We start from the raw sequence: 23,247 nt of genomic DNA, 5'->3' as shown, positions 1-23,247 counted from the left end.
AGGTGATCGCGCTCGCGCCGGATCATGCCACCGCCTGGAACCGGCGCAGGATGGATGTCTATGAGGAGCCGACCGATCTGGTCGATGCCACGCTGCGCCGTCTGAGGTGGGGGACGCACGAGCTGGCGGCCATCGAGCGGCAGCGTACCCGGTTCCATGGAGGATCGAGCGTCTTGGTTGGCGTGCCGATGCAGCAGGAGGCTGCGCCCGCACGGCAGTGTCATCTGAAGCCCTTTCCGAAGGGTCCGTTTCGCTTCGTCGCCCTTGATGTCGAGACGGCGACCCATGATCGCGGCAGCATCTGCCAGATTGGCGTGGCCTGCGTGCGCCCGGACAATTCGGTCGAGACCTGGATGACCTATGTCGACCCGCAGGTCGACCGGTGGGTGTTCACCTCCCTCCACGGGATCAGCGCCAGGACGGTGCGAGGCGCGCCGACTTTTGCAGAGGTTCTGCCCCTGTTGCGTGACGCGCTTCGCGGACAGACTGTTTACCAGCATTCCGGCTTTGATCGCAGCGCCGTCGCGGCCGCATGCGGCAATGCCGATCTGCCGGTGCCCGAATGGGAGTGGCGCGACAGCGTCTATGTCGCGCGTCGGGCCTGGCCCGAGTTGCGCGGCAAGGGCGGTCATGGCCTTGCCAGCCTCAAGCGGCATCTCGGTCTCGTTTTCCAGCACCACGATGCTGGCGAGGACGCCCGCGCCGCTGCCGAGGTCGTCCTGCGGGCCGAAGGCTGGCGGTCCCCGGTGGAACAGGAAGCTCCACGGTCACGCCATCCATCAATCGATCATGGAGAGGATCTCGACCTGATCGATGACGATGACCCTTTGCCGGTCATCCTGGCACCTGTCGCACAGAAAAATTTGCCTATGCCCCTTGTGTGCCCCAGCCCGTCCCGGACCATCGGGGTGACCGAGATCACGTCAGCAAATATCGAGCACAGCCACATCTACCTGAGAAACTTCTTCGAGAGGTTCCCCGAAGATGCCATCGGCGGTTCCAATCGCGCGTCCGTTGCCCGGCGCGAGATCGCCATCAACTGGGGTGGTGGGGCAGCCGTGATGACGGATCTCGACGGCAAGAAGCGGTTCTTTCGGAAACGCGGATGGGTCCGTTCCTTTTTCGAGCGGAACGGTGCGCGCGCGGGGGACCTGGTTTTGGTCGAGGAGATTGGCCCCTACCGCTATCGGGTCATCCTGCAGCCCCGCCCCGCTTAAGGCCGGGATGTCCGCACACTCCCCTGCAAGGACATTCTCCTCTGTCCGCTGCAGGTGGCAGACTTTGCCAGCGGCGAGCTGGACGCGTCCCTCACGAAGCGAAGGGAAACGACCCGCCTTGTGGAAAGGTCTTGCCGCGTCCCGCACCTGCCCGCCCGGTTGACCACAGGCCCTTGCTCGACCCCTGGGCGTCTCGCGCGGGCCTGCTCCGGCCCCCGCCAGGGCGGGGGCTGGACAACCGGGCTGACGGGCTCGGGCGGTATCCGCTGCCTGAACAGTCCGGTACGAGATGGACCTTACCGATAGCCTTGCCCCGTCGGCTGTGTTAACCTTTGACGGGATCGGGGCGGGGGTCGTGCAGGATGGTCGAGTATCGGGTCAACGATTATCAGGAAAACTGGCAAAGAAACCCGCATGTCGCGGCCCTGCCGGACGGCGGCTGGATCATCGTCTACGAGGGGTACTACAACAACTATGATGATACCGACCTGAACTTCACCTATGTCGCGGCCCAGCGGTACTATGCCGATGGACGGCTTCGCGGGCCGGAAACGGTTATCAGCGCATACGACGACACCCGGTCGGCCGATGCCAGCATCGCGGTTCTGAAAGACGGCGGCTACGTCGTCACCTGGAGCTTTACCGACGAGGACGACATCTTCAGCAACGGTTTGCGCACACGGGCGCAAGTGTTCAACGCGGACGGTTCGGCCCGTTCAGTCGTCATCGCGGCCGATGTGATGCCGTCTTTTCGCGTGGTTTCCCCCGAAGTCGTGGCCCGCGGCGACGGCGGCTTTTCCCTAAGCTGGGGGATCGACGCGTCGGGCAGCCCGACCTTCGACAACGTGCGCATTCGGCATTACAACGCCAACGGACAGGCGATCAGCGGCGATCTGCTGTTGAACACGCAAGTCAAAGAGTTCGACCAGCTCGTGACCCGCACCGCGACCCTGGCCGACGGACGCAGCATCGTCATCTGGGGGTCCGAGGCGACCATCGACAACGGCGGCGCGGGCATAAACGACGTCCGCGCCAGCCTGTTCGGGGCGGACGGGCGCCCCCTTCGCAGCGATTTCCATCTGCTGCAGACCACCGGCAGCGCAGGGTCGGAACAGAACTCGGGTTATGATGTCGCTGCACTGACAAACGGCGGCTTTGCCGTCGTGGCCGAGGATTATGCCTTCCGCTACAACGATACGCTGGATGGCCGGTTCCTGATGCTGGCGACCTATACGGCGGCGGGCAACCGCATCCTGCTGAGGCCGGCCGTCCATATCCCGTCGCACAGCTTCGAAGACGCCAGCCTGACCCAGCTTGCCACGGGCGAGATCCTGGTGACCTGGTCCACCTATGGTCCCGATACCGGCGACGGCCTCGACGTTTTCGGCCGGCTGTTTACGGTTGCGGGCACGCCCCTGACCGCCGCATTCGAGATCAGCTCGAACGGCTTCAGTTACGACGACCAGGAATCGCCCGAGGTGGCGGCGCTGCACGGCGGCGGCTTCGTCGTCACCTACATGAGCGAGAGCATCGACACCGACCACGAAGGCGTCGCCATGCGCATCTTTGGGCGCGGCACGGCGGGCGATGACATCAGGACCGTGGACGCAACCGGCACGCTTGCAGGGCTTGGCGGGAACGACCGACTGACGGGCGACGGGCGGGCCAATGTCATCGATGGCGGCGGGGGCGACGACCGGCTCTGGGGCGTCGGCGGCCATGACCGCCTGCGCGGCGATGTTGGCGATGATGTTCTGGATGGCGGGCTTGGCAACGACACGCTGACGGGCGACAGCGGGAACGACGGGCTGGCGGGCGGCAGCGGCAACGACCTGCTGCAGGGCGGGGCGGGAAACGATGTCCTGAACGGCGGCCAGGGTGTCGATACGGCCGTCTTTTCCGGCGCGGCGGCGGTGACGGTGCGGCTGGCGGCAACAGGGCTGCAGAACACCGGCCAGGGCACCGACCGGCTGATTGGCGTCGAGAACATCACAAGCGGCGCGGGCAAGGATGTTCTTGCCGGAAACGCCGGGGCGAACCGATTGAACGGGGGCGGGGGGAACGACCGCATCCTGGGCGGCGACGGGGCCGACTGGATCACGGGCGGTACCGGGACCGACGTGTTGTGGGGCAGCCTGTCCGCCACCGGCGACGCCTACCGCGACACCTTCGTGTTCGCAACAGCCGCCGATGCCCGGACCGGGGCCGCGGGCGCAGACCGCATCGTGGGTTTCGAGCGCGGCATCGACAAGATCGCGCTGTCGGCCATCGACGCCGATCCCGGCCTTGCCGGAAACCAGGTCTTTGCCTGGGGCGGAGCGCGTCCCTTGGCCCATGGCGTCTGGGTCACGGCTGGCGCGACGGGCCGCGTGGTCGCGGTCGACATCAACGGCGACGCCCGGCCCGACATGCAGATCGTCCTTCAAGGCACGACGGGGCTTGGCGCAGGCGACCTGCTGCTGTGATCGGAAAGGCCACCCGCGGCGCGGCGACCGGGAAACGGAACGGCTGGATGCCGGGGGCTCTGGGCTGACATCTCCCGACCGGATAGCGCGGACAACGGCCGAACCCGACAGCGCTCTCTGGACTGGCCTCGATCTTCGAGCAGTCTTGCGTCCGCCCGGCAGGGTCGATTTGGACCATGTCCTCTCCACCATGATGAAGCGCGGTGTGATGGCCGTGTTCCTGCCACTCCCTGTCCGGTTGCCCACAAACACTTGCTCGACTCGTGGGGTCTCGCGCGAGCCTGCTTCGGCCCCGACCCGGCCCGCATTGGGCAGGCTGAGTCTGGGGCTGGACAACCAGGCTGAGTCGGCGGCGTCGACCGACTGGGGATAGGGGGATGCCAACAATTTTGTCGCGGAAGTCCTAAGTTCCGCGACGGCTGGCAACAGCGCCTGTTTGCTGACGTTTCGCTGTCGCAAATATCTGTTGCATATCTGTTTCATTTCGAGACATATCTGCGACATGCTGATGGGATATGCGCGCGTCTCGACCGAGGACCAGGACTTGCGGCTGCAACGCGCCGCCCTGGAGGCAGCGGGCTGCCGCAGGATCTTCGAGGAAAAGGTGTCGGGCGCGAAACGCGACCGGCCCGAGCTGGCGCGGATGCTGGACCAGTTGCGCGAGGATGACGTGGTAGTGGTGACGCGGCTTGACCGGCTGGCCCGGTCCACGCGCGATCTTCTCGACATCGCCGAGACGCTGAACGAGAAAGGCGCGGGCCTGCGGTCCTTGGCCGAGCCGTGGGCGGACACGACGACGCCGGCCGGCCGGATGGTGTTGACGGTCTTTGCGGGGATGGCCGAGTTCGAGCGCGCGTTGATCTATCAGCGCACGAGCGCCGGGCGCGCCGCGGCCAAGGCGCGGGGCGTGCGGTTTGGACGCAAGCCCAAGCTCACCGCAGATCAGAAAGAACTGGCGGCGGACCTGATCGGCAAGGGCAAGTCGGTGCGCCAGGCGGCGGCGCTTGTGCGCTGCCATCCGGCCACGCTCTACCGGACGTTGCCGGTGTCGGATCTGGCGCCGGACTGACGGCGGACGGGCGGTGCAGGGCGACCAGGACCGGCAAGGGCATGGCTGGCTCGGGACGAGTCAGGCAGGCACCAGCCGCCAGCCCGAACAAGGGTGCGGCCGCAGGCACGGTCAGCGGACGGGCGACGGCCCGATCCAGTTAAGAAGCAGGGATGGAGCCTGCATCAGAATGATGATCATGAGAATGCCGCAGCAAAGTCCTGCAATGCCTGTAGGCTTTGAAACACGGTTGAAGATCAGGCCGATGAGGCTGAGCAACACAAGGGCCGCATTGATGACATAAGCCGCTATCGTGAAGACGGCCATTTCATTCCACCTCCGGTTTCGAGGAACGTCTGGCCGACCTCATCTGCCGGTCAGCCAGATCACCTCTGCAATGAACAGGACGCCGCCGGCAGCGACCATGACGGTTGTAGACCATTTCACGCGATTGAACACGCTGCCTATGACAGAGAGGACGAGCCAGCCTATCCAGAAAATGGCAAGGGGAACCATCACCGTATTCATCTTCAGCCTCCTCGCTGACTTTAGTCATAATGGCAGGCAATTGACAGTTGCTTCGACACTTACATTATATAGTTATTGGTATATACTATCAATACTGAAAGGATATACCATGACCCTTTACATCAAGGATCCTGCGGTCGATACGCTGGTTGAACAGTATCTTGCGGTCACAGGGCTGACCAGCAAAACCGAGGCGGTGCGCCGGGCGCTGTCCGACCAGTTGAAGATGCTGGCCAACCAGGAAAAGCTCCCGGATCGGTTAGCGAAGCTTCAGCACCGCGCGACCGAGGCGGGCTTCGTCAGCACCGGCGGGGATCTGAAGCCGTTCTTCGACGAGCAGTGGGGCGAGAGCTGATGTTTCTGGACGCGAGTGCCGTGGTGGCGGTGCTGTTGAACGAACCGGAAGCAATCGGTCTGATGAAGGCGATGGAGGTCGCGCGGGGACCGCTGCGTTTCTCGCCGGTCGTGCGGATCGAGGCCACGCTTGCCCTGGTTCGGACCCGCGTGCAGGCGCGCGGCAAGGGACCGGCGACAGCCGAGGACTTCGCCCAAGCGGGCGAACTGGTCGACGGCTTTTTCGCAGCGGTCGACGCGCAGGACATGCACATCACCACGGGGATGGGCAAGGCGGCGATCGAAGCCCTGTCGATCTACGGCAAGGTGGTCGGCCATCCGGCGCAACTAAACCTGGGCGACGCGCTGTCCTATGCCTGCGCGAAAGCCTACCATGTGCCGCTTCTTTACAAGGGCGCGGACTTTCCGCAAACCGATCTGGCGTGAGGAAACAGTCATGACGCTGTACGTCGCGACATTCTGGACCGGTCATGCCTGGGCCGATCTGCATGATGATCCTCGGCCCTTCGGTGCGGCCTCGGACGCGGCATGTTCCGCGCTACTGGCCGGGAAAGGAACCACCAGGCTGCGCCCGGCATGATGGCTCAACGCTGCTGCCGCGCAGCGGCTCCGCGAGAAGCGCAACGTCCTGGCCGGGCAGGGGCGCAGCTCCTGGCCGGGCGGGACTACTGGACCACGCAAGAAGAATGGCCCCACCGAAGCGGGGCCGAGTGATCCTCCGTTGCAGGAAGGAAAGGGTTTTCAATCGGGCAGACGGTAATCCAGCAGCCAGGACGGACCGAAGATGTTGCGCACCTGGCGCAGGTCCGGCCCTTCCTCACCGGTTGCGGAAAGCCATTCGGCCAGAAGGCGGCTTTTCCAGCGTCTGCCGTGCCGGTCGCGGTAGGCCCGCAGCGCCGCGATCTGCTCGGGCGTCGGGTCTTGATCGCCCATGGGATGTGGGGTCATGATGCAACTCTCCCTGTTGGTGGACCGGGGCGGGCCGACCCGCCCCGGTTTGCTATCGGATCAGAAGCAATCCGGCACCCAGGCGGCGATGCGGGCCTTCTTCTCGGCGTCGATCCGCCATGCGGCCTGATAGTCGGCATCAAGGAACAGCCGTTCCATGTCCGCCGCCTTCTCGCCCTTCTTCTGGCTCTTGAACGCCTTGAAGCCGTTGCCCTGCGGGTTGCAGCCGGTGAGGTCCAGATGCAGCGCGTCGAGATAATTGGCGTTTACGCGGGCAAAGAAGTTCTCGGCGGTGGGTGTCCAGACCTGCCGAATGTTAGTCTTCGCCTCGGCCTCGACCGCCGCGAAGATCGGATTGCGGTCGCTGTATTTGAGGCTGCGGGCGAGGGCCAACGACAGAACGGCGTTGCGGTGCTTCTTGCCCTTGGCTCGGAAGGCATCGAACGGGTCAGCATCGGGCGCGGCGTTCTCGTTCTCGCCTTCGTCCTCGCGGCCAAGCAGACGCGGATCGGGCACAAAGCCGGTTTCCGTCGCGGGCGTGATCAGACTTTCGTCCGTGCGGACGGCCAGCGGCCCGCCCCATTTCTGGGCGAAGGTGTAGGCCAGAAGGTCAAGCGCCAGTTCCGGCTTGTCGAGCATCGCGCCTTGAACGGCGGCGGTGCGCATGGCCTTCAAGTCCGCCACAAGCGCCCCGGAGTATGGCGATCTGGGCGCATCGGCCTTAGTCCCCTCGATCGGTCGGGCGGCGTGGCCGGTCAGCACCCCAGCCTCGATGGCGCGGGCGCGGTCCTCGGGCCGGACATAGGGGCCTTCCGTCTTGATCGTGCCGTCCTGTCCGACGCAGAGGAACCAGCCACCGAACCGGCGCTGTTCGTCGGAAAAATCGCCGTCGAGGATCGCCTGCAAAGCGTCCAGTTCGGACTGCCCGTCCTCGTCCAGAGCGTCGGCCTCGGCCAGTTCCGCCAGTTCGTCGTAGCGTTCCGTCTGATCGTCGGTCAGCTCGCCCTCGATGCGGTAGAGCCGGGCCAGCTTCTCCGCCATGCCATAGGGCACCCACGCCTCCGTCAGCGTCTCGGTCCAAGCCCATTCGGCCTCCATGGCCTCTGCCGCCGCATCCAGCGCCTCGGCAAACAGCCGGTCCAGAAGGTCGGTGTCGTGCAACAGGGTCGCGTCGGCAAAGAGGTCGGCGCTGATCCTGCCGCCAGCGGCGCGGTAAGCGTCGATGCCGACAAAGCGGGCGCGGCGGTCGCTTCCGGCGTTGATGGCGTCGGGCTGCACCATCTGCTTGATGCGATGTTCGCTGATCTCGCGGCCCCTGATCTGGTCCAGAACGGTAAGGGCAAGGGCCTCGTCCTCGGCCACGGTGAGCGCCTTGGCCGCGCCAAGGGTAATCTCGCCTGCCTTGAGCGCATCCAGAACCGGCGCGGGCAGGGCGGCAAGCGCAAGGCGGCGATAGACATGCGCCTCGGTCAGCCCAAAGGTCCGGGCGATGGTCGGCACGTCCGCGCCGCCCTCGCGCATCCGTCCGAAGGCGCGGATTTCATCGGCGGGGTGCAGATCCTCGCGGGCGGTGTTCTCGACCGCCGCCCAGGCGCGGGCGGTGGCGGCATCCGGGGCCAGCCGGACCGGAACGAAGGCCAGTTCCGGGCGATGGGCGATCAGGTCGGGGTCGCGCTCAAGCGCCAGCTTGATCGCGCGCCAGCGGCGGCCACCGGCCACGACGCCCACCGTTCCGGCCTCGTCGCGCAAGCCCGCGATAGGCTGGATCAGGCCGATCATGGCGATGCTGTCGGCCAGAAGGGCGATGCCTTCGGGGTCGGCTTCCTGACGCGGGTTCATGTCGGACAGGTAGAGGTCTTGAAGCGGGATACCCTCGACGGCGGGGGCCTCGATGGGGCGGGCCTCGCGGGCGAACGGGGTCACATTGGTCTTGGACATAGCTGATTTCCTTGTGTGCAACGGTGGTTCCGGGTTATGGGTGTCCTGCCCCTTTTGGGGGGCAGGACGGGCCATCAGATGGCCTTGTGCTGGATCAGGAAGCGGCGTCCGATGCCAAAGGAGTCGCCCTTCCTGACAAGCGCCCACGCTTCCGCGACACGGGCGGCTTGCCATTCTATCATGCTGTTTTCACCTGACCTTTCGTTGGGGGTTCTGGGGTATCGGCCCGCCCGGAGCGGAGCGGGCCGATCTCGGGCCCGTCAGTATTCGGACGGAAAGAGGATGGTCAGGACGCGGTGGGTGCGGCCCGGATCGCTCGGATCGTCGGACCCCTGCTCTTGGTCGGCGTCGTAGTAGTCGATCTTCCAGTAGAGCCGTTCGCCCTGCACGGTGACGATGCCGAAGCTGCGGTCGCCATAGGGGTCGTTGTCCTCGCAAAAGTCCCGGTCGAAGGCAGCGGCAAGGATCGCGCCCGTCACGAAGTCCCGGCCCCGGTCGCTGACGCCCGAGGTCACGACCACGCTGCCGGGGAAGGGGCATCCGCCCACGACCATGCCCGCACGGAAGGCGTCGTTCTGGCGGGCGGTGGTCAGGACCTGGCGGGTCGGAAAGTCCCGCATCGGGCCGAAATGGCCGCAATGGGGGCAGGTGCAGGGACCGTCTTCGGCCGACTGTTCGGCCGCGCAGTAGCCGCAGACATAGGTGTTCAGGGTTTCGGTGTTCATCACGTTCTCCTTTTTCTGCAACGGTCCCGCCGTGGTCTGTGCCTTGGTCGGGCTGCCCGATGATCGGGCGGGGGTTCAGGCGAGGACCGCGAAGCGGCGCCTCTCCTGAAGCCTTGCCTCACGGCGAGTGCAGGAGGGGGGCCCGCGCAAGGTTGCGCGTAGGGGGCGAGGGGAGGGGGATCGCCCGGTCTGCACGAAGCCAAAGGCGCAGGAAGGCCGGGGAAACCCCTCGCTCCCGTCAAGCGCGCGGCCTTGCGCGGGGGAACCGGCGGTTCCCAGGCGGACACGCGCCCTTCGCGCGTGGCCCAAGGAAGGCCGGGGGCGTTCGGCTTGTCCGAATCCCCCCGGCAGGCGCGGCCACGCGCCTTTGATACGATCCCTGCGACAGCGGGGGTCTCCGATAATCCTGCCTTGGGCCAGAGCTATCCAGCCTGCCGCCCTTTACGGGCGGCGGGCCTTGCAGGGCGGCGAGCGGAACGCGCTGTCCAAAAAGCGAAGGGACGCGAGCCGCCTTGTGGATAGGTCTGGCCCGGCTGCCCGCCCGGTTGACCACAGGCTGACGCTCGATCCCTATGGTCTCGCTTACAGCCTGCTGCGGCCTCCCGCCTCCACTCCCAAGGTCGTTGCGGCACGAGGCTGGACAACCGGGCTACCCCCGCAAGCGATTGTCACCAAAGGGCTGAAACTGGACCGCCTGACTGCCTGTTGCGTCCCTTGCAGGCTGGCTCGGGACGGGACGGACGGCGCGGGAAAGACTGCAAGGGAGGTGCAGGGATCCAGGCTCGGGACAAGGTTGCTGCAGCCGGCCGCAGCCGTGATCACGGTCCTTTAGGACGGGCGGCCGAGACGACAGGAGCATCCCTTTGATCTGGGGACAACTGGCCTGGACTCTTTAGTCCAAAAGTCGTGATAACTGTTTTCATCAATTTTGATTTTACCTGAAAGGCTTTATGCGAAAATAATAGCCATACCTCTCAATCCGCCATTAAACGTCATGAGTGTCACTCCTCAGCCTGGACAACATCTGCTGTCGGCCGCCATTGCTACAGCCAGCCAGATCGTTTCCGAGACGGGCAAGTTGCCGCGGTTGAAAGTGATTGCCAAGGCGCTCGGAGTTGAGAAAGAGCAGCTGAAGACGGTTATTTTCGACCGCGACCATCTTCTTGTGGTTATGGCGGATGTAGCCTTGCAACGGTTGCTGCATACGATCACCCAACAAATGGCGGGATGCTCATCGCCGGTCGATCAGCTGGAGAAGATTGCCTTTGCGTACATTGACTGGGCTCATCTGTACCCCCAGGAGTTCCGGCTCATTGAGGAAATGCCCCGCGCCGTGTTTGAAGCGCATCCTCGCCTTCTGCAGTATGAGCGATCGGTCCATTATCTCATCCTGAAGCTCATGCAACTTGCGCGAGAGGAAGGCTATCTCGATCCGGACGAAGACTTGATCATGCTGCGGGCCATGAGCCATACTTATCTCTTTGGCGTCATCACCAAGATAATGCTTGGGGTTCTGACCCGCTGGACGCCCGGTTCAAGTGATCATGAGGCCGCGCGAACGGCTTTGCGAGCCTTCAGCCGAAAACTCTTCAAGCCCGAACGTGCCGGGTCTCCTCCCCGCCTCAGATCGGTCTGACCGACAACTCGCTGATCCAGGTGGTATGGAGGGGCACGCGGTGATCGGCGCGCAAGCGCCCTTCACCGGAGAAGCCCTCGCGCGCCGGCACCATCGTCTTCGTGCCGAAGCGGTCGTTGATCGCATCGCGCGCGTCGGTTAGGTGGGCGTCGCGCGGCCGTTCCGGTGGAAACAGTGGGGCCGGCCGGGCGACCTCGGGCAACCGCGCGGCTTGGATGGGCGGTGACGGCCTGCGTCAGCACCCTGCTGCATGCTTTCTTCTACCCGTCTACAGGATACGTCGACCAAGGATTTCACCGAAAATCCCGCCCCTTCACCTGGATCGTGTCGAGATGCAGGTCACGGACGAACATGTCGCGCGGCCGGGGTCCGTCGGGTGCCGGACTGCGCGGATCCGGAGCCGGACTACCACGGTGGAACTCGTCGCCCCGGCCATGGGGCAGGGGAAACACGGTGCCCCGTGCTCCGACACTCGAAAGTTCCTTCGACATATCCTCGATCCGATGCACCACGAAGTGGACCACCTCGCCTTCGCGCTGGATGCGCCCCTGCACACCGATCATGCCCGCGCCAAGGACGATCCGGCGATGCGCCTCGAAGACCTTGGTCCAGACCACGAGGTTGGCGATGCCCGTCTCGTCCTCCAGCGTGATGAACATCACCCCCTTGGCCGACCCGGGCCGCTGCCGGACCAGGACCAGGCCGGCGGTCACGCACCAGCGGCGATCCCGGCTGGCCATGGCCTCGGCGCAGGTGACCATGCGTCGCTGTGTCAGGCGCTCGCGCAGGAACGACACCGGATGCCGGCGCAGGCTGAGGCCGGTATGGCCATAGTCCTCCACCACCTCGCGGCCCAGGGTCATCGCCCGGAGGGCAACGCCCGGTTCTCTCCCCTCTGCTTCCGCTCCTGCGTCGTCATCCTGCCCCTCTGCCGCTTTCCGTGCTGCGGCAAAGAGCGGCAGTTCCTCGGGCGCGAGCCCCTTCAGCGTCCAGAGAGCCGCGCGGCGGGAAAGGCCGAGCGAAGGCCTGAACCCGTCCGCCTCGGCAATGCGGGTCAAGCTGGCGATCGGCACGCGGACCCGGCGCCAGAGGTCCTCCACCGAGGCGAAGGGCTGATCCGCCCGGTCCGCGATGATGGTTGCGGCATGAGCGTTGGCCAGACCCTTGATCATCCGGAGCCCGAGGCGCACGGCAAAGCGGCTGCCCTCGTCTTCGGGCCTGCCGGTCGGCTCCAGTGTGCAATCCCAGCGGGAGGCATTGACGCAGACCGGCCGGATCTCGACGTCGTGCTCCTGAGCATCCCGGACGATCTGCGCCGGGGCATAGAAGCCCATGGGCTGGCTGTTCAGCAGCGCCGCACAGAACGCATCCGGGTGCCAGCACTTCAGCCACGCGCTCGCATAGGCCACGAGCGCGAAGGAGGCGGCATGGCTCTCGGGAAAGCCGTAGGAGCCGAAGCCCTCGAGCTGGCGGAAGGTGCGCTCGGCGAAGGCGGGCTCGTAGCCGCGGGTGACCATGCCGGTGACAAGCTTGTCCTTGAAGGCCGAGACGCCGCCGGTGAACTTGAAGGTGGCCATGGACTTGCGCAGCATGTCCGCCTCGCCGGGGGTGAAGCCCGCGCACTCGATCGCGACCCGCATGGCCTGCTCCTGGAAGAGGGGCACGCCCAGGGTCTTGCCCAGAACCTTTTCCAGCTCAGAGGTGGGATAGTCGACCGGCTCCTTGCCCTCGCGCCTGCGCAGGTAGGGGTGGACCATGTCGCCCTGGATGGGGCCAGGACGGACGATGGCCACCTGCACCACGAGGTCATAGTAGGTCCTGGGCTTCAGCCGCGGCAGCATGGCCATCTGCGCCCGGCTCTCGATCTGGAAGGTGCCGAGCGTGTCGGCCTTCCTGATCATCGCATAGGTGCGCGGGTCCTCGGCCGGGATGGAGGCCAGGTCGTGGGAGACGCCCTTGTGCGCTTCGATGAGCGCCAGTCCCTTGGCCATGCAGGTGAGCATGCCGAGCGCCAGCACATCGACCTTCATGAAGCGGAGCGCGTCGATGTCGTCCTTGTCCCATTCGATGATCTGCCGGTCTTCCATGGCGGCGGGCTCGATTGGCACCAGATCATCCAGACGATCCTGGGTCAGCACAAACCCGCCCGGGTGCTGCGAAAGATGCCGGGGAAAGCCCATGAGCTGCCGGGCCAGCTCCAGCGTCAGCCGCAGACGCCTGTCAGTGGGGTCCAGGTTCAGCTCGCGGATCTCTTCGTCGCTGACGCCCTCCTCGGACCAGGCCCAGATCTGGCCGGAGATCGTCTGGATCAGGTCCTCAGGCAGGCCCATGGCCTTGCCCACGTCACGCAGCGCGCCCTTGGCGCGGTAGCGGATCACCGTGGCACACAGCGCGGCGCGTTCCCGCCCATAGGTCTTATAAACCCACTGGATCACCTCCTCGCGGCGCTCGTGCTCGAAGTCCACGTCGATGTCGGGCGGCTCGTGGCGTTCCTCGGACACAAACCGCTCGAAGAGAAGATCGTTTCGGCCCGGATCGATGGCGGTGATGCCCAGGACATAGCAGACCGCGGAGTTCGCGGCCGAGCCGCGGCCCTGGCAGAGGATGCCGCGGGAGCGGGCAAATCGGACGATGGCGTGGACGGTGAGGAAGTAGGGCGCATAGTCCAGCTTGGCGATCAGGCGCAGCTCATGGACCAGAGATGCCTTCACCTCGTCGGGCACCCCCTCGGGATAGCGACACGCCGCGCCCTCCCAGGTCAGCCGCGCCAGCGTCTCCTGCGGGGTGAGGGAGGGATCGTCTCGCTCCTCGGGATATTGGTAGCGCAACTCGTCCAGCAAGAAGCGGCAGCGGGACACGATCTCCCCGGTCCGTGCCAGGGCCTCAGGGTAGCGCGAGAAGAGCCGGTGCATCTCGGCGGGCGGCTTCAGATACCGGTCGGCATGGCGCTCGCGGCGAAAGCCCAAGGCTTCGACGGTCGTGTTGTGGCGGATGGCGGTGACCACATCCTGCAGGATGCGCCGTCCGGGCTCGTGATAGAGCACGTCGTTGGTGACGACAGTGGGCACCCGCAGGCGCGCGGCCATGGTGGAAAGCTCATGCAGCCGCAGCTGGTCATTGGGACGGCGGCGCAGGGTCAAGGCCAGATGGGCGCGGTCGCCAAAGACATCGTGCAGCCGGCGCAGGCGGAGCGCGCAGGTGTCGTCCGCCATGTCCGGCATCAGCACGGCGATTAAGCCCTCGGCATAGTCATTAAGGTCGGACCATTCCAGATGGCACTTGCCCTTGCCGGCGCGGCTTTTGCCCAAGGTCAGCAGCCGGCAGAGCCGGGCATAAGCGGCCCTGTCGGTCGGATAAACCAGCAGCGACGTGCCGCAAGCCAGATCCAGGCGGCAGCCGACGATCAGCCGGACATTCGTGGTCTTTGCCGCCTCCCAGGCGCGGACGATGCCGGCCAGGGAATTGCGATCGGTGATGGCAAGCGCCTCGAAGCCCTGAGCCGCCGCGGTGGCGAACAGTTCCTCGGCCGAAGATGCTCCCCTGAGAAAGCTGAACTGCGACGTCACCTGCAATTCGGCATAGCGCGGTCCGGTCATCCGAACACCCCGTGCAGGAACCAGTGGTGCGAGCCGGTCCCTGCGTTCTCACCGTCGCCGGCCCGGAACACCCAGTAGCGCTCGCCGGCCTCATCCTCGATGCAGAAGTAGTCCCGCACGGCAATCAATTCGGCGTCGCGCTTCCACCATTCGCCGAAGACCCGCTCGGGCCCATCGGCGCGGGCCACCTTGCGGCGGATGCCGCGCCAAGTGACCCAAACTGGCGGATGGTCGGGCAGCAGCGCCACCGTCTCGATCGGCTCGGGCCAGGGCAGCAGGCGCGCGGGCCGCGGCCAGTGATCGGGCCAGCCGACGCCCACAGGATCGGACAAGGGCGCGACGCGGGTGACGGAGCGCTCCGGAACGTCGCTGGCAACAGGGGCCATGCGGTAGACGCCCCGTGCGCCCACGCGGTTCGCCAGCACGTCGACCAGACCGGACAGATCAGGTGCGGTGGTTTCCAGAAGCGAGCTGGCCACTTGCCGGGCCTCCAGCGACTCCACCATCACGGCGGTCAGCGACAGGACCTCGATACCAAAGCCCGGCGCGATGGTCTCGATCTTCTCGCAGAGGAGCCGCGTCAGCCGTTGCGGGTCACGCTGCGGCTTGGCCAAACCCACGCGCACGGTCTGCACATGGGCATCGACCCGCCAGCAGAGGAGATCCAGCCTGCGGGCGCCCAGGCCGCGCTCCTCAAGCGCAGCGCAGAGCTGGACCACCAGCTTGCCGATGTAGCGGGCGATGGTCTCCGCGGCGGCAATCGGTTCGGCAAAGCTGCGGCGCACCTCGACGAGTTCGGTCGGACGAAGCGGCTCGATGGGCTCAGCAACATAGCCAAGCGCCTGATCCAATCTGCGGCAGAGGTCCGGGCCGAACCGCCGGGTCAGCGGCGCACGGGGTTGATGGAGCAGATCGGCGATACAGGCAAAGCCCAGGGTGCGCAGGCTGGCCAGCGTCGCAAGTGGCAGCCGCAGGGCCTCGAGAGGAAGACGAGCGAGCAAGGTCTCGGCCGTACCCACCTCAGCCACATGCAGCGGCTCAGGCCCATGCCGGGCCAGGGCATGAGCGGCCCCCCAGGTCTCGGCGATGGCAGCCCGCGCGGTGAGGCCCGACATCATCAGCCGACCGATCAGCGCCTCCAGCATGGCTGCCTCGCCGCCATGCAGATGATCGGCGCCGGTCGAGTCGATGACGATGCCGTCCGGCGGATCGACGGCAACAATCGGCGAAAACCGTTGCAGCACCCACAGTGCCAGCCGTTCAAGGCTGGCCGCATCATCGTCAGGAGAAGCAGGCAGGACCTGCAAGCCCGGGACCAGGGCCTGGGCCTTGCTGACCGGCATGCCGGTGTGCAGGCCTTGCTGCTGCGCAATCCTGTCGGCGGCGGTGACCACGCGGCGGCTGCCGACCCGGCCCGCCAGGATCAGTGGCGCGTCACGCGAAGGCGCCGTGTCGTCCGCCTGCCGCCGCAACCGATCGGTCGGCCACAGCGGCAGGAAGACCGAGATGACCCGTGCCATCGCACGCCTCCAGTTCCAGATCGAAGGATTCGCCCGCCCGTGCCCGGATCAGCTCGATCAGCCAGCGGGGGCGGCCCACGCCGGGGACGGGCAGGGCGGCCGAGGGCAAAACGGACACCCGCCAGCGGGTCATGGCCGCAGTCGGCTGGCCGAAGTCGGACGCATCCTGCTGCCTGCGCCAGCGGCGCAAGGCAATGCCGGTGGTGCCGGACCCCTTGGCCGCGAGATGCAGCCGGCGCGAGGCGGTCATCGACAGCCGCGCCACATCGGCGACCACCGCGCCCAACCCGCCATGGCGCAGCCCTTCCTCCATGCAGGCCAGCACCGAGACATCGTCGCCGGCCTCCACATAGATCACCCGGTCCGGGCCCAGGCCCGCCTGCTCGAGGCCGGGGGCGAAGAGATCCGCCTGCGTGACGCACCAGAGCACTTGTCCCGGCAGACGCGCAGCAATCCCGGCCGCAAAGCAGGCGGCAGCCGCTCCGTCCACCGCGCCATTGCCGCCGCCCGCCACCTCGTGCAGGCAGCCGAGCGCCAAGCCGCCCCCCGGCAGGCGGCGGTCCAGATCGGGCAGGCCAAAGGGCAGGGCACCACGCGACCGTCCACCGTCACCTTCCATGGCCGCGATCTGCTGACGCAGGGCGGCGATGGCAGGAGTGGAGGACCGGGCAGACATGACAGAAAGAAGCTCCCGCGAGGTTGAAAACGAACAGGTATGTTCCTGTTTTGTTCCAAAGAGGCAGAGGCTGTCAATCCCAGCAAGGTATTGAACTGGGGATATCTGATCTGCCGGGCTGCGTTATGCTGCTGAAAACTACGGAGTCCGCGATGTGCAACCTCTACAACCTGACCACCAACCAGCAGGCGATCCGCGACATGGCGCGGGTGATGCAGGACAGCCTGGGCAACCTGGAGCCGGACCTCGACGTCTATCCCGACCGGCCCGCGCCGGTGGTGCGCAACACGGCCCAAGGGCGCGAGCTGGCCCGGCTGACCTGGGGCATGCCCACGCCGACGCAGTTCCTGAAGACGAAGGATGCGCCCGATACCGGCGTGACCAACATCCGCAACACCGCCAGTCCGCATTGGCGCCGCTGGCTGACCGTGGAACACCGCTGCCTGGTGCCGGCAACCGCCTTCTCGGAATATGGCCAAAAGCCTGATCCGGTGACCAGACGCAAGCCGCTGCACTGGTTCGCCCTGGACGAGAGCCGGCCCCTGTTCTTTTTCGCGGGCCTCTGGACGCCGTGGCGAGGGGTCCGCGGCTCGATGAAGACGCCGCGTCCCGGCGAGCATCACCTTTTCGCCTTCCTGACCTGCGAGCCGAACGCGGTGGTCAAGCCGATCCACCCCAAGGCCATGCCGGTGATCCTGACCAGCAAGGACGAGATCGAGATGTGGATGACGGCGGATTGGGAAAAGGCGCAGGTCCTGCAAAGGCCGCTGGCGGAGGAGAACCTTGTGGTCGTGGCGTAGCGCCGTTGCAGGCCAACTGTCTTTGCGTCGCGATGGCGGTGGGTGAAACACCCCGGCCCGCCGGACCTGCGGCTGTCGAACGCTTTCAACCGCGGGTTTGGGACGCCTCCATCTTGAGCCGACCCTTGTGCTTGGCATCGACGCGCCACAATTTTTTGCGGACTCCATCCGGCTCGAGATGCCGATAGCTTCCTCCTGAAAACCTGGCCCAATCGAGGGCCAGTCCCTGCGCGACCAGGGCGGCCGACAGGTCCGTCCCATCCGGCAGAAGACATTTCGCGACGACGCGCTCGTAGGTCATGCCTTCGGTCAGGATCGCCCGGACGGTCTGGCCCTTGCACAAGGCGATCATCGCGAACTTCGCCTTCTGGCCATAGGGCTGATCGAGCTCCGGCGCGTCGATGCCGGCCAGCCGGATGTGAGTGCCGGCGATGACGATCGTGTCGCCGTCGATGACATGGCAGCGGCCCTCCAGGACCTGGCCGGCCCGGAGCTGCGGCGCGGCCGGCCGAGGCCGGCCGGGTTCGGTTCGAGGCCGGGCCGGCGCAGGGAACGGGCGGCGCGGGCGCGAGCGCCGTGAGGTCGACCGGAAAAGCCGCAAGAGAAAGCCGATCATGTCGTCACCATTGAAGAAAGGACCTCTCGGGGCGCGAAGGCTGGCCCAGCGAAAGGTGCAGCAGGGTCGGGATCCTTGCTTCCGCCTTGCGTCCCTGGTGTGCCATCCGCCTGTCCTGTCGTCGGCTCCAGGCTACGCCTGGAGGTTCATAACGTGCAAAAGGATGCCTGACAGGGGTAAAAGAAGGGTTAAGGACGCAGAGGCGCACGCGTTTTCCGCTCGGCGTGCTTTCGGCCGATCAGGGAACCACCGTTTGCTGGACAATCGCGCTAAATATGGAAGGACGACGTGCCGAGATCCCGGTTATTGAAGATGCAAGGCAGAAAAAACGTAAGGCTACGCCGAGGACCGTCTTGCCTCAGCACCTGCTCTCGTCGGCCATGATGCGTTCGATGACGTCGGGCTCGCATTGCTCGTCACGCAGGAACTCGCGGACCCCTCCCTCCCAGGTGCGGATGCCTGCGATAAGCTCCTGCAGGCATTCGATGCCGCGGTCTGTGAAGGCCTTGATCCCTTCCTCGGTACCGTTGTCGACCCAGATCATCTCGCCGTAGTCGATGTTGTCGGAATTGGCGCTGACAATCTCGATGAGCTCGCGGTTCTCGCCGATCCTCCTGGCGACTTCATCGAGAGCAAGGAGATGCGTGACGCGGGCCATCAGGCGGCCTCGGCTGACCGGCCTTCGGGCTGGTTCCAGTTCCATGGAAGCAATTCAGGCAGCCGCGAGACCGGCAGGTCGGCGATGCGAGCGATGACATCGGCCAGCCAGGCCTGCGGATCGATGCCGTTCAGCTTCGCCGAGCCGATCAGCGCGTACATGGCGGCGGCGCGGTGGCCACCGCGCTCGGAGCCAGCGAAGAGCCATGATTTCCTGCCGAGAGCCACGCCACGCAGCGAACGCTCCGCGCAATTGTTGCTGAGGCAAACCCGGCCGTCCTTAAGGAATCGGGTGAACCCGGGCCAGTGCGCAGTCGACAGAAGGTAATCGATCGCTTTGGCGACTTTGGCATGTTTCGAGAGCCGCGCCCGTTCGGACCGCAGCCATGCTTCCAGTTCGCCCACCAGTGGCGCCGACAGACGCTGGCGCGCCTCCAGACGGGCAGCGGCATCAAGGCCGCTGATCTCGCGCTCGATTTCGAACAGCCTGTCGATCCGTTTCACCGCTTCAAAGGCGATCGGCGAGATGTCTTCAGGCGACTTGCCTTTGCGGATGTTGCCCTCGACATCGGCAAGCTCGAAGAACTTGCGGCGCGCATGCGACCAGCATAGCGCGGGCAGAACAGGGCCCGGCTTGCGATTACCCTGGTAGAGCTGGTTGTATCCGGCATAGGCGTCGGCCTGCAGGATGCCTTGCCAGCCCTTCAAATGCCCAAGTGGATGTTCGCCCGCCCGATCGCGGGAGAACTTGAAGACAACCGCCGGCGGGGCGGTCCCGGAGAAGGGGCGGTCATCGCGAACATAGGTCCAGAGCCGCGCGGTCTTTGTTCCGCCGCGGGCAAGAAGCGGTACCGTTGTATCATCTCCATGAAGGCGTTCGGCGGCCAGGACATGCGCCTCGATCAGTGCCTGCAAAGGTTCCAGCAATGCGGTCACGGCGCCGACCTGGTCGGCCAGCGTCGAGAGGCTTAGCTCCACGCCTTCCCGGGCATACCGCTCTGCCTGACGGTTCAGGGGCTGATGCTGGCCGTACTTTTCGAAGATGATCATTGCCAGAAGGCTGGGTCCGGCCCATCCCCGCGGAATGGGGTGGAACGGCGCCGGGGGCTGGCTGATCTTCTCACAAGCCCGACATGTGAACTTCTCGCGGACCGTCTGGATCACCTTCCATTGCCGAGGGATGACCTCCAGCGTCTCGGTGATGTCCTCGCCCATCTTCACGATGCGACCGGAACCACAGCAGCTGCAGGCGGCCGGCGCCTCGATCACCACCCGTTCGCGCGGCAGGTGGTCGGGGAAGGGTTTCTTCACCGGCTTGCGTCGCTCAAAGCCCGCGACCTGTGTCTGCCCCACTGCCTGTTCGGCCCGGGCGTTGTCCTCTGCGGCGTTGGCCACCAGTTCCTCGAGCTGCAATTCCAGCTGGTCGATGAGCCGGGCAGTGCGTTCCGCGCTCCGGCCGTACTTGTCGCGGCGGAGCAGCGCGATCTCGAGCTTGAGCCCCGCGATCATCGCTTCCGAGGTCGAGACCACCGCACGGACCTGTGCGAGATCAGCCTCGGCAGCTGCAGCGCGCCCCTCGGCAGCGGCGAGCGCGGCGCGCAGTTGTTCGAGCTCGGAGGCGGTCCCAGACATGGCAGGACCTTACCACGCCGACGGGGGCAGGCCTACGCAAAAACTGCAAATAAAGCTGTATTATCCTGCCTTTGCGGGTCTTTGTGTCCAACGTGGATTTCGCCAGTCAATGCCTTCGAGAAGATAGGCGAGCTGCGCCGCTGATACCTGAACCGCTTCGCTCGATCCGCTCGATGGCCAGATAAACTTCCCTGCCTCTAGCCGCTTCATATAGAGCGACATTCCGACGCCGTCATGCCATATCAATTTTACCAGATCGCCACGGCGCCCTCGGAAGCAGAATATCTCGCCCGCATGCGGATCCCGCCCGAGCCCTTGCTGAACCTGCAGCGCCAGCGTGTTCATGCCTCGCCGCATGTCGGTGACGCCGCCCGCGATCCAGACAGTCACTCCCGCCGGAAACGCGATCATCGGCCATCTACCACGGAAAGGAGCCGGGCCAGCGCCTCCGGGTCCACGTTGGCCGGCACAACAAGCTGGCGTCCATTCCTCAGGGCAATCTCTACCCGGGCTTCCGGGTTCGGGGGCACAGGCCTTGGGGACATCGTGCCTGGCAACTCGGCAGAAACCGTCAGTGGCATAAAGGAGGGCAAACGGTCGCCACCAAGCTCCCCGGTGCGGTATTGTCGGCGCCAGACCGTGAGCAGAGACCGCGAAATGTCATGCCGTCTTGCCGTGGCACTCACCTGCCGCTTTCCGGTCAAACTCTCCTCGACGATCCGGACCTTGTCCGCATCGCTCCAATGTCGCCGGCGGACACCGTCCGCCGCGGACAAAACTTCAATCGGGGGTTCGAATTTAAGGTCGCGCATAAGGTCGGAGCTATCACTCAAGCGCTAAACCCGTCAGGCGGCCTTCACCGGAGGAATACGAAAAAACGGGATTTTCGACTCTGGTATCCTTTGTGCGGTCCCAAGACTACTCAGTATCGCGCAAGACGACGACGTATCTCGGAAAGCCTAGGATCGCCTCTTGTATCCGAGCTGACTTCCAGCAACGAAAGGATTTTGTCGATTTCGAACCACCATTGCGAGGCATCATCTGGGAGCAAAACCCAAAGCAGTTCAAGGGCTTCTTGCGGATATTTCTTCACGAGCCCGTCAGTCTCTTCAACCTGAAATGCAAAAAGCCACCCACCTCCATTACGCAGGGGCGCCAAACGCGATTTCAAGAGCCTAACAAGCTCAGGAAACAAGTCGTCGCTTCTAAGAATAAAGAGAACAAGTGCTTGAGATAAAGGCGCCGTTTTTAGCGCTCGTTGGCGAGGCCAAACCTTTTGGAAAAATGCCAATACTACATCATTCCACTGCTCGGGATGCTGTTCCTTCCATTGCAGAAGATAATGAAGAATACCCCTTCTGAAATCATCATCTGCATTGATGAGAGCATCGCGAAACTCTTCATCAGAAATCAGCGCTGCGGCAGAGTCGCCACCAGCATTGAATGCCCAACCGTAAAACAGAATGCCCGCTAAGTTTTCCGCTCGCTGTCCCTCGCGCGTATGACCTCTCGCCAGATCTAACAGACCTGGCTTGATCTGCCTGAACAGATCAGGACTTGGAACTCTTGCTCCCCAAAGAAATCCTTCCAGGATTGCGTCTGCTTCCTCGGTCTGGCTGTTGACTGCGGGGACAAGCAGCTTTTCGATCCATGGCGGATCAGCAGCGTATAAGTAAACGAAATGATGGCCTAGCATCACCAAAGCGTGACAGCGAAAGGCTCCTGGTAGTACGAGTAACCGCTCTGCGCGTTGCTTCCACTCACTGGGAAGACCTTTGCCGTCGGCAAGATTGGGCAACGAAGGATCAGCCAGCAGAAGCTCTACTAGTCGTCCGGTCGGGGAATTCAATGCAATCATTGCCCACCCCTCGTTGCGGTGGGTGGCTTCATCGGACAATTTTCTCGACAGTGCGATTAGTATAGCATTCCACAGTGGGTCGAAAATTTCAGCGACATCGCCATATAGGCGCACTTTTAGCACCTCCATCCAATGAGCAACGGAGTAGGCGATGCGGGCGAGCTTTGTGGCCTCAAGGTGACAAAGTACATGACTAATAGCGCAAGCGAGCCTTCGTGAATCATTTTCTCGTTGCGGACACCCAAGAAAGCTCTGCCACGCCCAGTCAAGAAGCTGACCTTGTCCAGCAGAATACCGCAAAGCAGAAAGTGCGCGGACAGGTTTTTCCTCTGAAAGCCCTTTAAAAGAGGCAGACTCCCACCTGCTTAGCGGGCGCCCTCCCGCAATCTCGGTTGCTACATCGAGAATGCAACTGACCGGTATATTAAGAAGGGGCCCATAGTCGGTGTCCTCAATCACCCTCTGAACCTTGGGAGCATTCGATGCCATCGCATCTTCTGTTGCGTCATGCTGCCAATCCGGAGCCAGTTTACACAGCTCCTTTGTTGTGGCTGCAAGATCGAAGGAAAACTTAATGCCTGCCGCTGACAGAGCGTGCAGATATTCAAGGCGACGGTAGGCAGAATGACCCTGTGTATCAGTCATATCGTCCGACCACGGGAAGCTGGTTGTCAACAGACGCTGCTCGATCTCATGACGCTGCAGTTTGTCTAGCTTTGGCCAACTGGAGACAATGGCATGGAGGACATCAGGGCGATCCTGCGGATACCAGAAAATATCATCTGGAAGTTTCATGAGGATACGTGCTGCCTCTGCCCCCGTAGTCAGATCTGATGACGCACCCCAGAGTTGCAGACGTGCGAATATGCGACCGTTTTGGCACTCCCAGTAGCGAATCTCGACCTTGGCACCATCAGGATCAACGTGGCCAAACTGCTTTGTCATTGTCTGACGTCAGCGCCCATGGAACAGATTAGGCCGATTGCGTGACGGAGGGTTCTTGGCTCATCGTAGCCCTTATGGAGCGAAGATG

The 23,247-nt window shown here is 64.4% G+C and carries 23 protein-coding genes; 8 read left to right on the top strand and 15 right to left on the bottom strand.

Translation table 11 applies throughout. The features are described 5' to 3' along the window. Positions 1 to 2 precede the first annotated feature (2 nt). The 3 genes from JX613_RS10680 to JX613_RS10670 all read left to right on the top strand — a co-directional run bounded on the left by JX613_RS10680 (position 3) and on the right by JX613_RS10670 (position 4,751). Positions 3 to 1,217: an exonuclease domain-containing protein gene (locus tag JX613_RS10680; RefSeq protein ID WP_336512293.1), complete on the top strand. Its 1,215-nt coding sequence runs from the start codon at positions 3 to 5 to the stop codon at positions 1,215 to 1,217. A 362-nt stretch (positions 1,218 to 1,579) separates the two neighbouring features. Continuing rightward, positions 1,580 to 3,682, top strand: a complete 2,103-nt coding sequence (locus tag JX613_RS10675; protein WP_207101448.1) for a calcium-binding protein — start codon at positions 1,580 to 1,582, stop codon at positions 3,680 to 3,682. A gap of 502 nt (positions 3,683 to 4,184) precedes the next feature. Continuing rightward, a complete protein-coding gene (locus JX613_RS10670; RefSeq protein WP_207101447.1) occupies positions 4,185 to 4,751 on the top strand; it encodes a recombinase family protein in 567 nt (188 codons plus the stop codon). A gap of 111 nt (positions 4,752 to 4,862) precedes the next feature. Here JX613_RS10670 and JX613_RS10665 read toward each other — a convergent pair whose 3' ends face one another. After that, positions 4,863 to 5,057: a hypothetical protein gene (locus JX613_RS10665; protein ID WP_207101446.1), complete on the bottom strand. Its 195-nt coding sequence runs from the start codon at positions 5,055 to 5,057 to the stop codon at positions 4,863 to 4,865. Between the two features lie 39 nt (positions 5,058 to 5,096). Further along, entirely contained in the window at positions 5,097 to 5,258 is a 162-nt protein-coding gene (locus JX613_RS10660) for a hypothetical protein (RefSeq protein WP_207101445.1), read from the bottom strand. Between the two features lie 109 nt (positions 5,259 to 5,367). Here JX613_RS10660 and JX613_RS10655 point away from each other — a divergent pair, with 109 nt between their 5' ends. From JX613_RS10655 to JX613_RS10645, 3 genes are read left to right on the top strand one after another with little or no spacing between them, the layout of a single operon-like run. Continuing rightward, positions 5,368 to 5,613: a type II toxin-antitoxin system VapB family antitoxin gene (locus tag JX613_RS10655; RefSeq protein ID WP_207101444.1), complete on the top strand. Its 246-nt coding sequence runs from the start codon at positions 5,368 to 5,370 to the stop codon at positions 5,611 to 5,613. Continuing rightward, a complete protein-coding gene (locus tag JX613_RS10650) occupies positions 5,613 to 6,038 on the top strand; it encodes a type II toxin-antitoxin system VapC family toxin (RefSeq protein ID WP_207101443.1) in 426 nt (141 codons plus the stop codon). Before JX613_RS10655 ends, JX613_RS10650 begins: the two co-directional genes overlap by 1 nt. A gap of 10 nt (positions 6,039 to 6,048) precedes the next feature. Beyond that, a complete protein-coding gene (locus tag JX613_RS10645) occupies positions 6,049 to 6,192 on the top strand; it encodes a hypothetical protein (RefSeq protein ID WP_207101442.1) in 144 nt (47 codons plus the stop codon). 161 nt (positions 6,193 to 6,353) lie between these two features. Here JX613_RS10645 and JX613_RS10640 read toward each other — a convergent pair whose 3' ends face one another. The 3 genes from JX613_RS10640 to JX613_RS19895 all read right to left on the bottom strand — a co-directional run bounded on the left by JX613_RS10640 (position 6,354) and on the right by JX613_RS19895 (position 9,223). Continuing rightward, entirely contained in the window at positions 6,354 to 6,560 is a 207-nt protein-coding gene (locus JX613_RS10640) for a hypothetical protein (protein ID WP_207101441.1), read from the bottom strand. Between the two features lie 60 nt (positions 6,561 to 6,620). Continuing rightward, positions 6,621 to 8,498, bottom strand: coding sequence for a ParB/RepB/Spo0J family partition protein (locus JX613_RS10635; RefSeq protein ID WP_207101440.1), 1,878 nt, complete (start codon positions 8,496 to 8,498; stop codon positions 6,621 to 6,623). A gap of 260 nt (positions 8,499 to 8,758) precedes the next feature. Next, on the bottom strand, positions 8,759 to 9,223 hold the full coding sequence (locus JX613_RS19895; RefSeq protein ID WP_237168502.1) for a DUF3768 domain-containing protein: 465 nt from the start codon (positions 9,221 to 9,223) through the stop codon (positions 8,759 to 8,761). A gap of 994 nt (positions 9,224 to 10,217) precedes the next feature. Here JX613_RS19895 and JX613_RS10625 point away from each other — a divergent pair. Next, positions 10,218 to 10,859: a hypothetical protein gene (locus JX613_RS10625; protein ID WP_207101439.1), complete on the top strand. Its 642-nt coding sequence runs from the start codon at positions 10,218 to 10,220 to the stop codon at positions 10,857 to 10,859. On the opposite strand, the gene JX613_RS10620 is transcribed toward JX613_RS10625, so the two are convergent. The 4 genes from JX613_RS10620 to JX613_RS10605 form a co-directional block, all read right to left on the bottom strand. Continuing rightward, a complete protein-coding gene (locus JX613_RS10620; protein WP_207101438.1) occupies positions 10,846 to 11,061 on the bottom strand; it encodes a DUF4113 domain-containing protein in 216 nt (71 codons plus the stop codon). The two genes, JX613_RS10625 and JX613_RS10620, sit on opposite strands and share 14 nt — an antisense overlap. A gap of 91 nt (positions 11,062 to 11,152) precedes the next feature. Continuing rightward, the gene (locus JX613_RS10615; protein WP_207101437.1) at positions 11,153 to 14,455 is read right to left on the bottom strand and encodes an error-prone DNA polymerase; all 3,303 of its coding nucleotides are present in this window, start codon (positions 14,453 to 14,455) and stop codon (positions 11,153 to 11,155) included. Then, positions 14,452 to 15,975, bottom strand: a complete 1,524-nt coding sequence (locus tag JX613_RS10610) for a Y-family DNA polymerase (protein ID WP_207101436.1) — start codon at positions 15,973 to 15,975, stop codon at positions 14,452 to 14,454. The genes JX613_RS10615 and JX613_RS10610 overlap by 4 nt, the downstream gene beginning before the upstream one ends. Then, the gene (locus tag JX613_RS10605) at positions 15,890 to 16,651 is read right to left on the bottom strand and encodes an ImuA family protein (protein ID WP_207101435.1); all 762 of its coding nucleotides are present in this window, start codon (positions 16,649 to 16,651) and stop codon (positions 15,890 to 15,892) included. Before JX613_RS10605 ends, JX613_RS10610 begins: the two co-directional genes overlap by 86 nt. A 125-nt stretch (positions 16,652 to 16,776) precedes the next feature. On the opposite strand from JX613_RS10605, the gene JX613_RS10600 reads away from it, so the two are divergent. After that, the gene (locus JX613_RS10600; protein WP_237168501.1) at positions 16,777 to 17,451 is read left to right on the top strand and encodes an SOS response-associated peptidase; all 675 of its coding nucleotides are present in this window, start codon (positions 16,777 to 16,779) and stop codon (positions 17,449 to 17,451) included. Positions 17,452 to 17,536: 85 nt separating this feature from the next. On the opposite strand, the gene JX613_RS10595 is transcribed toward JX613_RS10600, so the two are convergent. The 6 genes from JX613_RS10595 to JX613_RS10570 form a co-directional block, all read right to left on the bottom strand. Next, complete coding sequence (locus JX613_RS10595) at positions 17,537 to 18,067, bottom strand: thermonuclease family protein (RefSeq protein WP_207101434.1); 531 nt, start codon at positions 18,065 to 18,067, stop codon at positions 17,537 to 17,539. Positions 18,068 to 18,425: 358 nt separating this feature from the next. Then, the gene (locus JX613_RS10590) at positions 18,426 to 18,725 is read right to left on the bottom strand and encodes a hypothetical protein (RefSeq protein ID WP_207101433.1); all 300 of its coding nucleotides are present in this window, start codon (positions 18,723 to 18,725) and stop codon (positions 18,426 to 18,428) included. After that, positions 18,725 to 20,356, bottom strand: coding sequence for an IS66 family transposase (gene tnpC / locus JX613_RS10585; RefSeq protein ID WP_207101432.1), 1,632 nt, complete (start codon positions 20,354 to 20,356; stop codon positions 18,725 to 18,727). Before tnpC ends, JX613_RS10590 begins: the two co-directional genes overlap by 1 nt. A gap of 60 nt (positions 20,357 to 20,416) precedes the next feature. Beyond that, on the bottom strand, positions 20,417 to 20,767 hold the full coding sequence (gene tnpB, locus JX613_RS10580) for an IS66 family insertion sequence element accessory protein TnpB (protein ID WP_207101431.1): 351 nt from the start codon (positions 20,765 to 20,767) through the stop codon (positions 20,417 to 20,419). After that, a complete protein-coding gene (tnpA, locus tag JX613_RS10575) occupies positions 20,764 to 21,168 on the bottom strand; it encodes an IS66-like element accessory protein TnpA (protein ID WP_207101430.1) in 405 nt (134 codons plus the stop codon). The genes tnpB and tnpA overlap by 4 nt, the downstream gene beginning before the upstream one ends. 110 nt (positions 21,169 to 21,278) lie before the next feature. Continuing rightward, positions 21,279 to 23,159, bottom strand: a complete 1,881-nt coding sequence (locus tag JX613_RS10570) for a hypothetical protein (protein ID WP_207101429.1) — start codon at positions 23,157 to 23,159, stop codon at positions 21,279 to 21,281. Positions 23,160 to 23,247 lie beyond the last annotated feature (88 nt).

This window comes from Paracoccus shandongensis (assembly GCF_017315735.1).
Lineage (GTDB): Bacteria > Pseudomonadota > Alphaproteobacteria > Rhodobacterales > Rhodobacteraceae > Paracoccus > Paracoccus shandongensis.
This window is presented reverse-complemented; position numbering and strand designations above follow the sequence as displayed.

Bases quoted from the DNA above. Each gene is read 5' to 3' on its own strand.
- JX613_RS10670 (WP_207101447.1), top strand. From the start codon at position 4,185: ATGCTGATGGGATATGCGCGCGTCTCGACCGAGGACCAGGACTTGCGG.
- JX613_RS10660 (WP_207101445.1), bottom strand. From the start codon at position 5,258: ATGAATACGGTGATGGTTCCCCTTGCCATTTTCTGGATAGGCTGGCTC.
- JX613_RS10595 (WP_207101434.1), bottom strand. From the start codon at position 18,067: ATGATCGGCTTTCTCTTGCGGCTTTTCCGGTCGACCTCACGGCGCTCG.
- JX613_RS10615 (WP_207101437.1), bottom strand. From the start codon at position 14,455: ATGACCGGACCGCGCTATGCCGAATTGCAGGTGACGTCGCAGTTCAGC.
- JX613_RS10650 (WP_207101443.1), top strand. From the start codon at position 5,613: ATGTTTCTGGACGCGAGTGCCGTGGTGGCGGTGCTGTTGAACGAACCG.
- JX613_RS10655 (WP_207101444.1), top strand. From the start codon at position 5,368: ATGACCCTTTACATCAAGGATCCTGCGGTCGATACGCTGGTTGAACAG.
- JX613_RS10570 (WP_207101429.1), bottom strand. From the start codon at position 23,159: ATGACAAAGCAGTTTGGCCACGTTGATCCTGATGGTGCCAAGGTCGAG.
- JX613_RS10625 (WP_207101439.1), top strand. From the start codon at position 10,218: ATGAGTGTCACTCCTCAGCCTGGACAACATCTGCTGTCGGCCGCCATT.
- JX613_RS10675 (WP_207101448.1), top strand. From the start codon at position 1,580: ATGGTCGAGTATCGGGTCAACGATTATCAGGAAAACTGGCAAAGAAAC.
- JX613_RS10635 (WP_207101440.1), bottom strand. From the start codon at position 8,498: ATGTCCAAGACCAATGTGACCCCGTTCGCCCGCGAGGCCCGCCCCATC.
- tnpC (WP_207101432.1), bottom strand. From the start codon at position 20,356: ATGTCTGGGACCGCCTCCGAGCTCGAACAACTGCGCGCCGCGCTCGCC.
- JX613_RS10640 (WP_207101441.1), bottom strand. From the start codon at position 6,560: ATGACCCCACATCCCATGGGCGATCAAGACCCGACGCCCGAGCAGATC.
- JX613_RS10645 (WP_207101442.1), top strand. From the start codon at position 6,049: ATGACGCTGTACGTCGCGACATTCTGGACCGGTCATGCCTGGGCCGAT.
- JX613_RS19895 (WP_237168502.1), bottom strand. From the start codon at position 9,223: ATGAACACCGAAACCCTGAACACCTATGTCTGCGGCTACTGCGCGGCC.
- tnpA (WP_207101430.1), bottom strand. From the start codon at position 21,168: ATGCGCGACCTTAAATTCGAACCCCCGATTGAAGTTTTGTCCGCGGCG.
- tnpB (WP_207101431.1), bottom strand. From the start codon at position 20,767: ATGATCGCGTTTCCGGCGGGAGTGACTGTCTGGATCGCGGGCGGCGTC.
- JX613_RS10665 (WP_207101446.1), bottom strand. From the start codon at position 5,057: ATGGCCGTCTTCACGATAGCGGCTTATGTCATCAATGCGGCCCTTGTG.
- JX613_RS10600 (WP_237168501.1), top strand. From the start codon at position 16,777: ATGCTGCTGAAAACTACGGAGTCCGCGATGTGCAACCTCTACAACCTG.
- JX613_RS10590 (WP_207101433.1), bottom strand. From the start codon at position 18,725: ATGGCCCGCGTCACGCATCTCCTTGCTCTCGATGAAGTCGCCAGGAGG.
- JX613_RS10610 (WP_207101436.1), bottom strand. From the start codon at position 15,975: ATGGCACGGGTCATCTCGGTCTTCCTGCCGCTGTGGCCGACCGATCGG.
- JX613_RS10605 (WP_207101435.1), bottom strand. From the start codon at position 16,651: ATGTCTGCCCGGTCCTCCACTCCTGCCATCGCCGCCCTGCGTCAGCAG.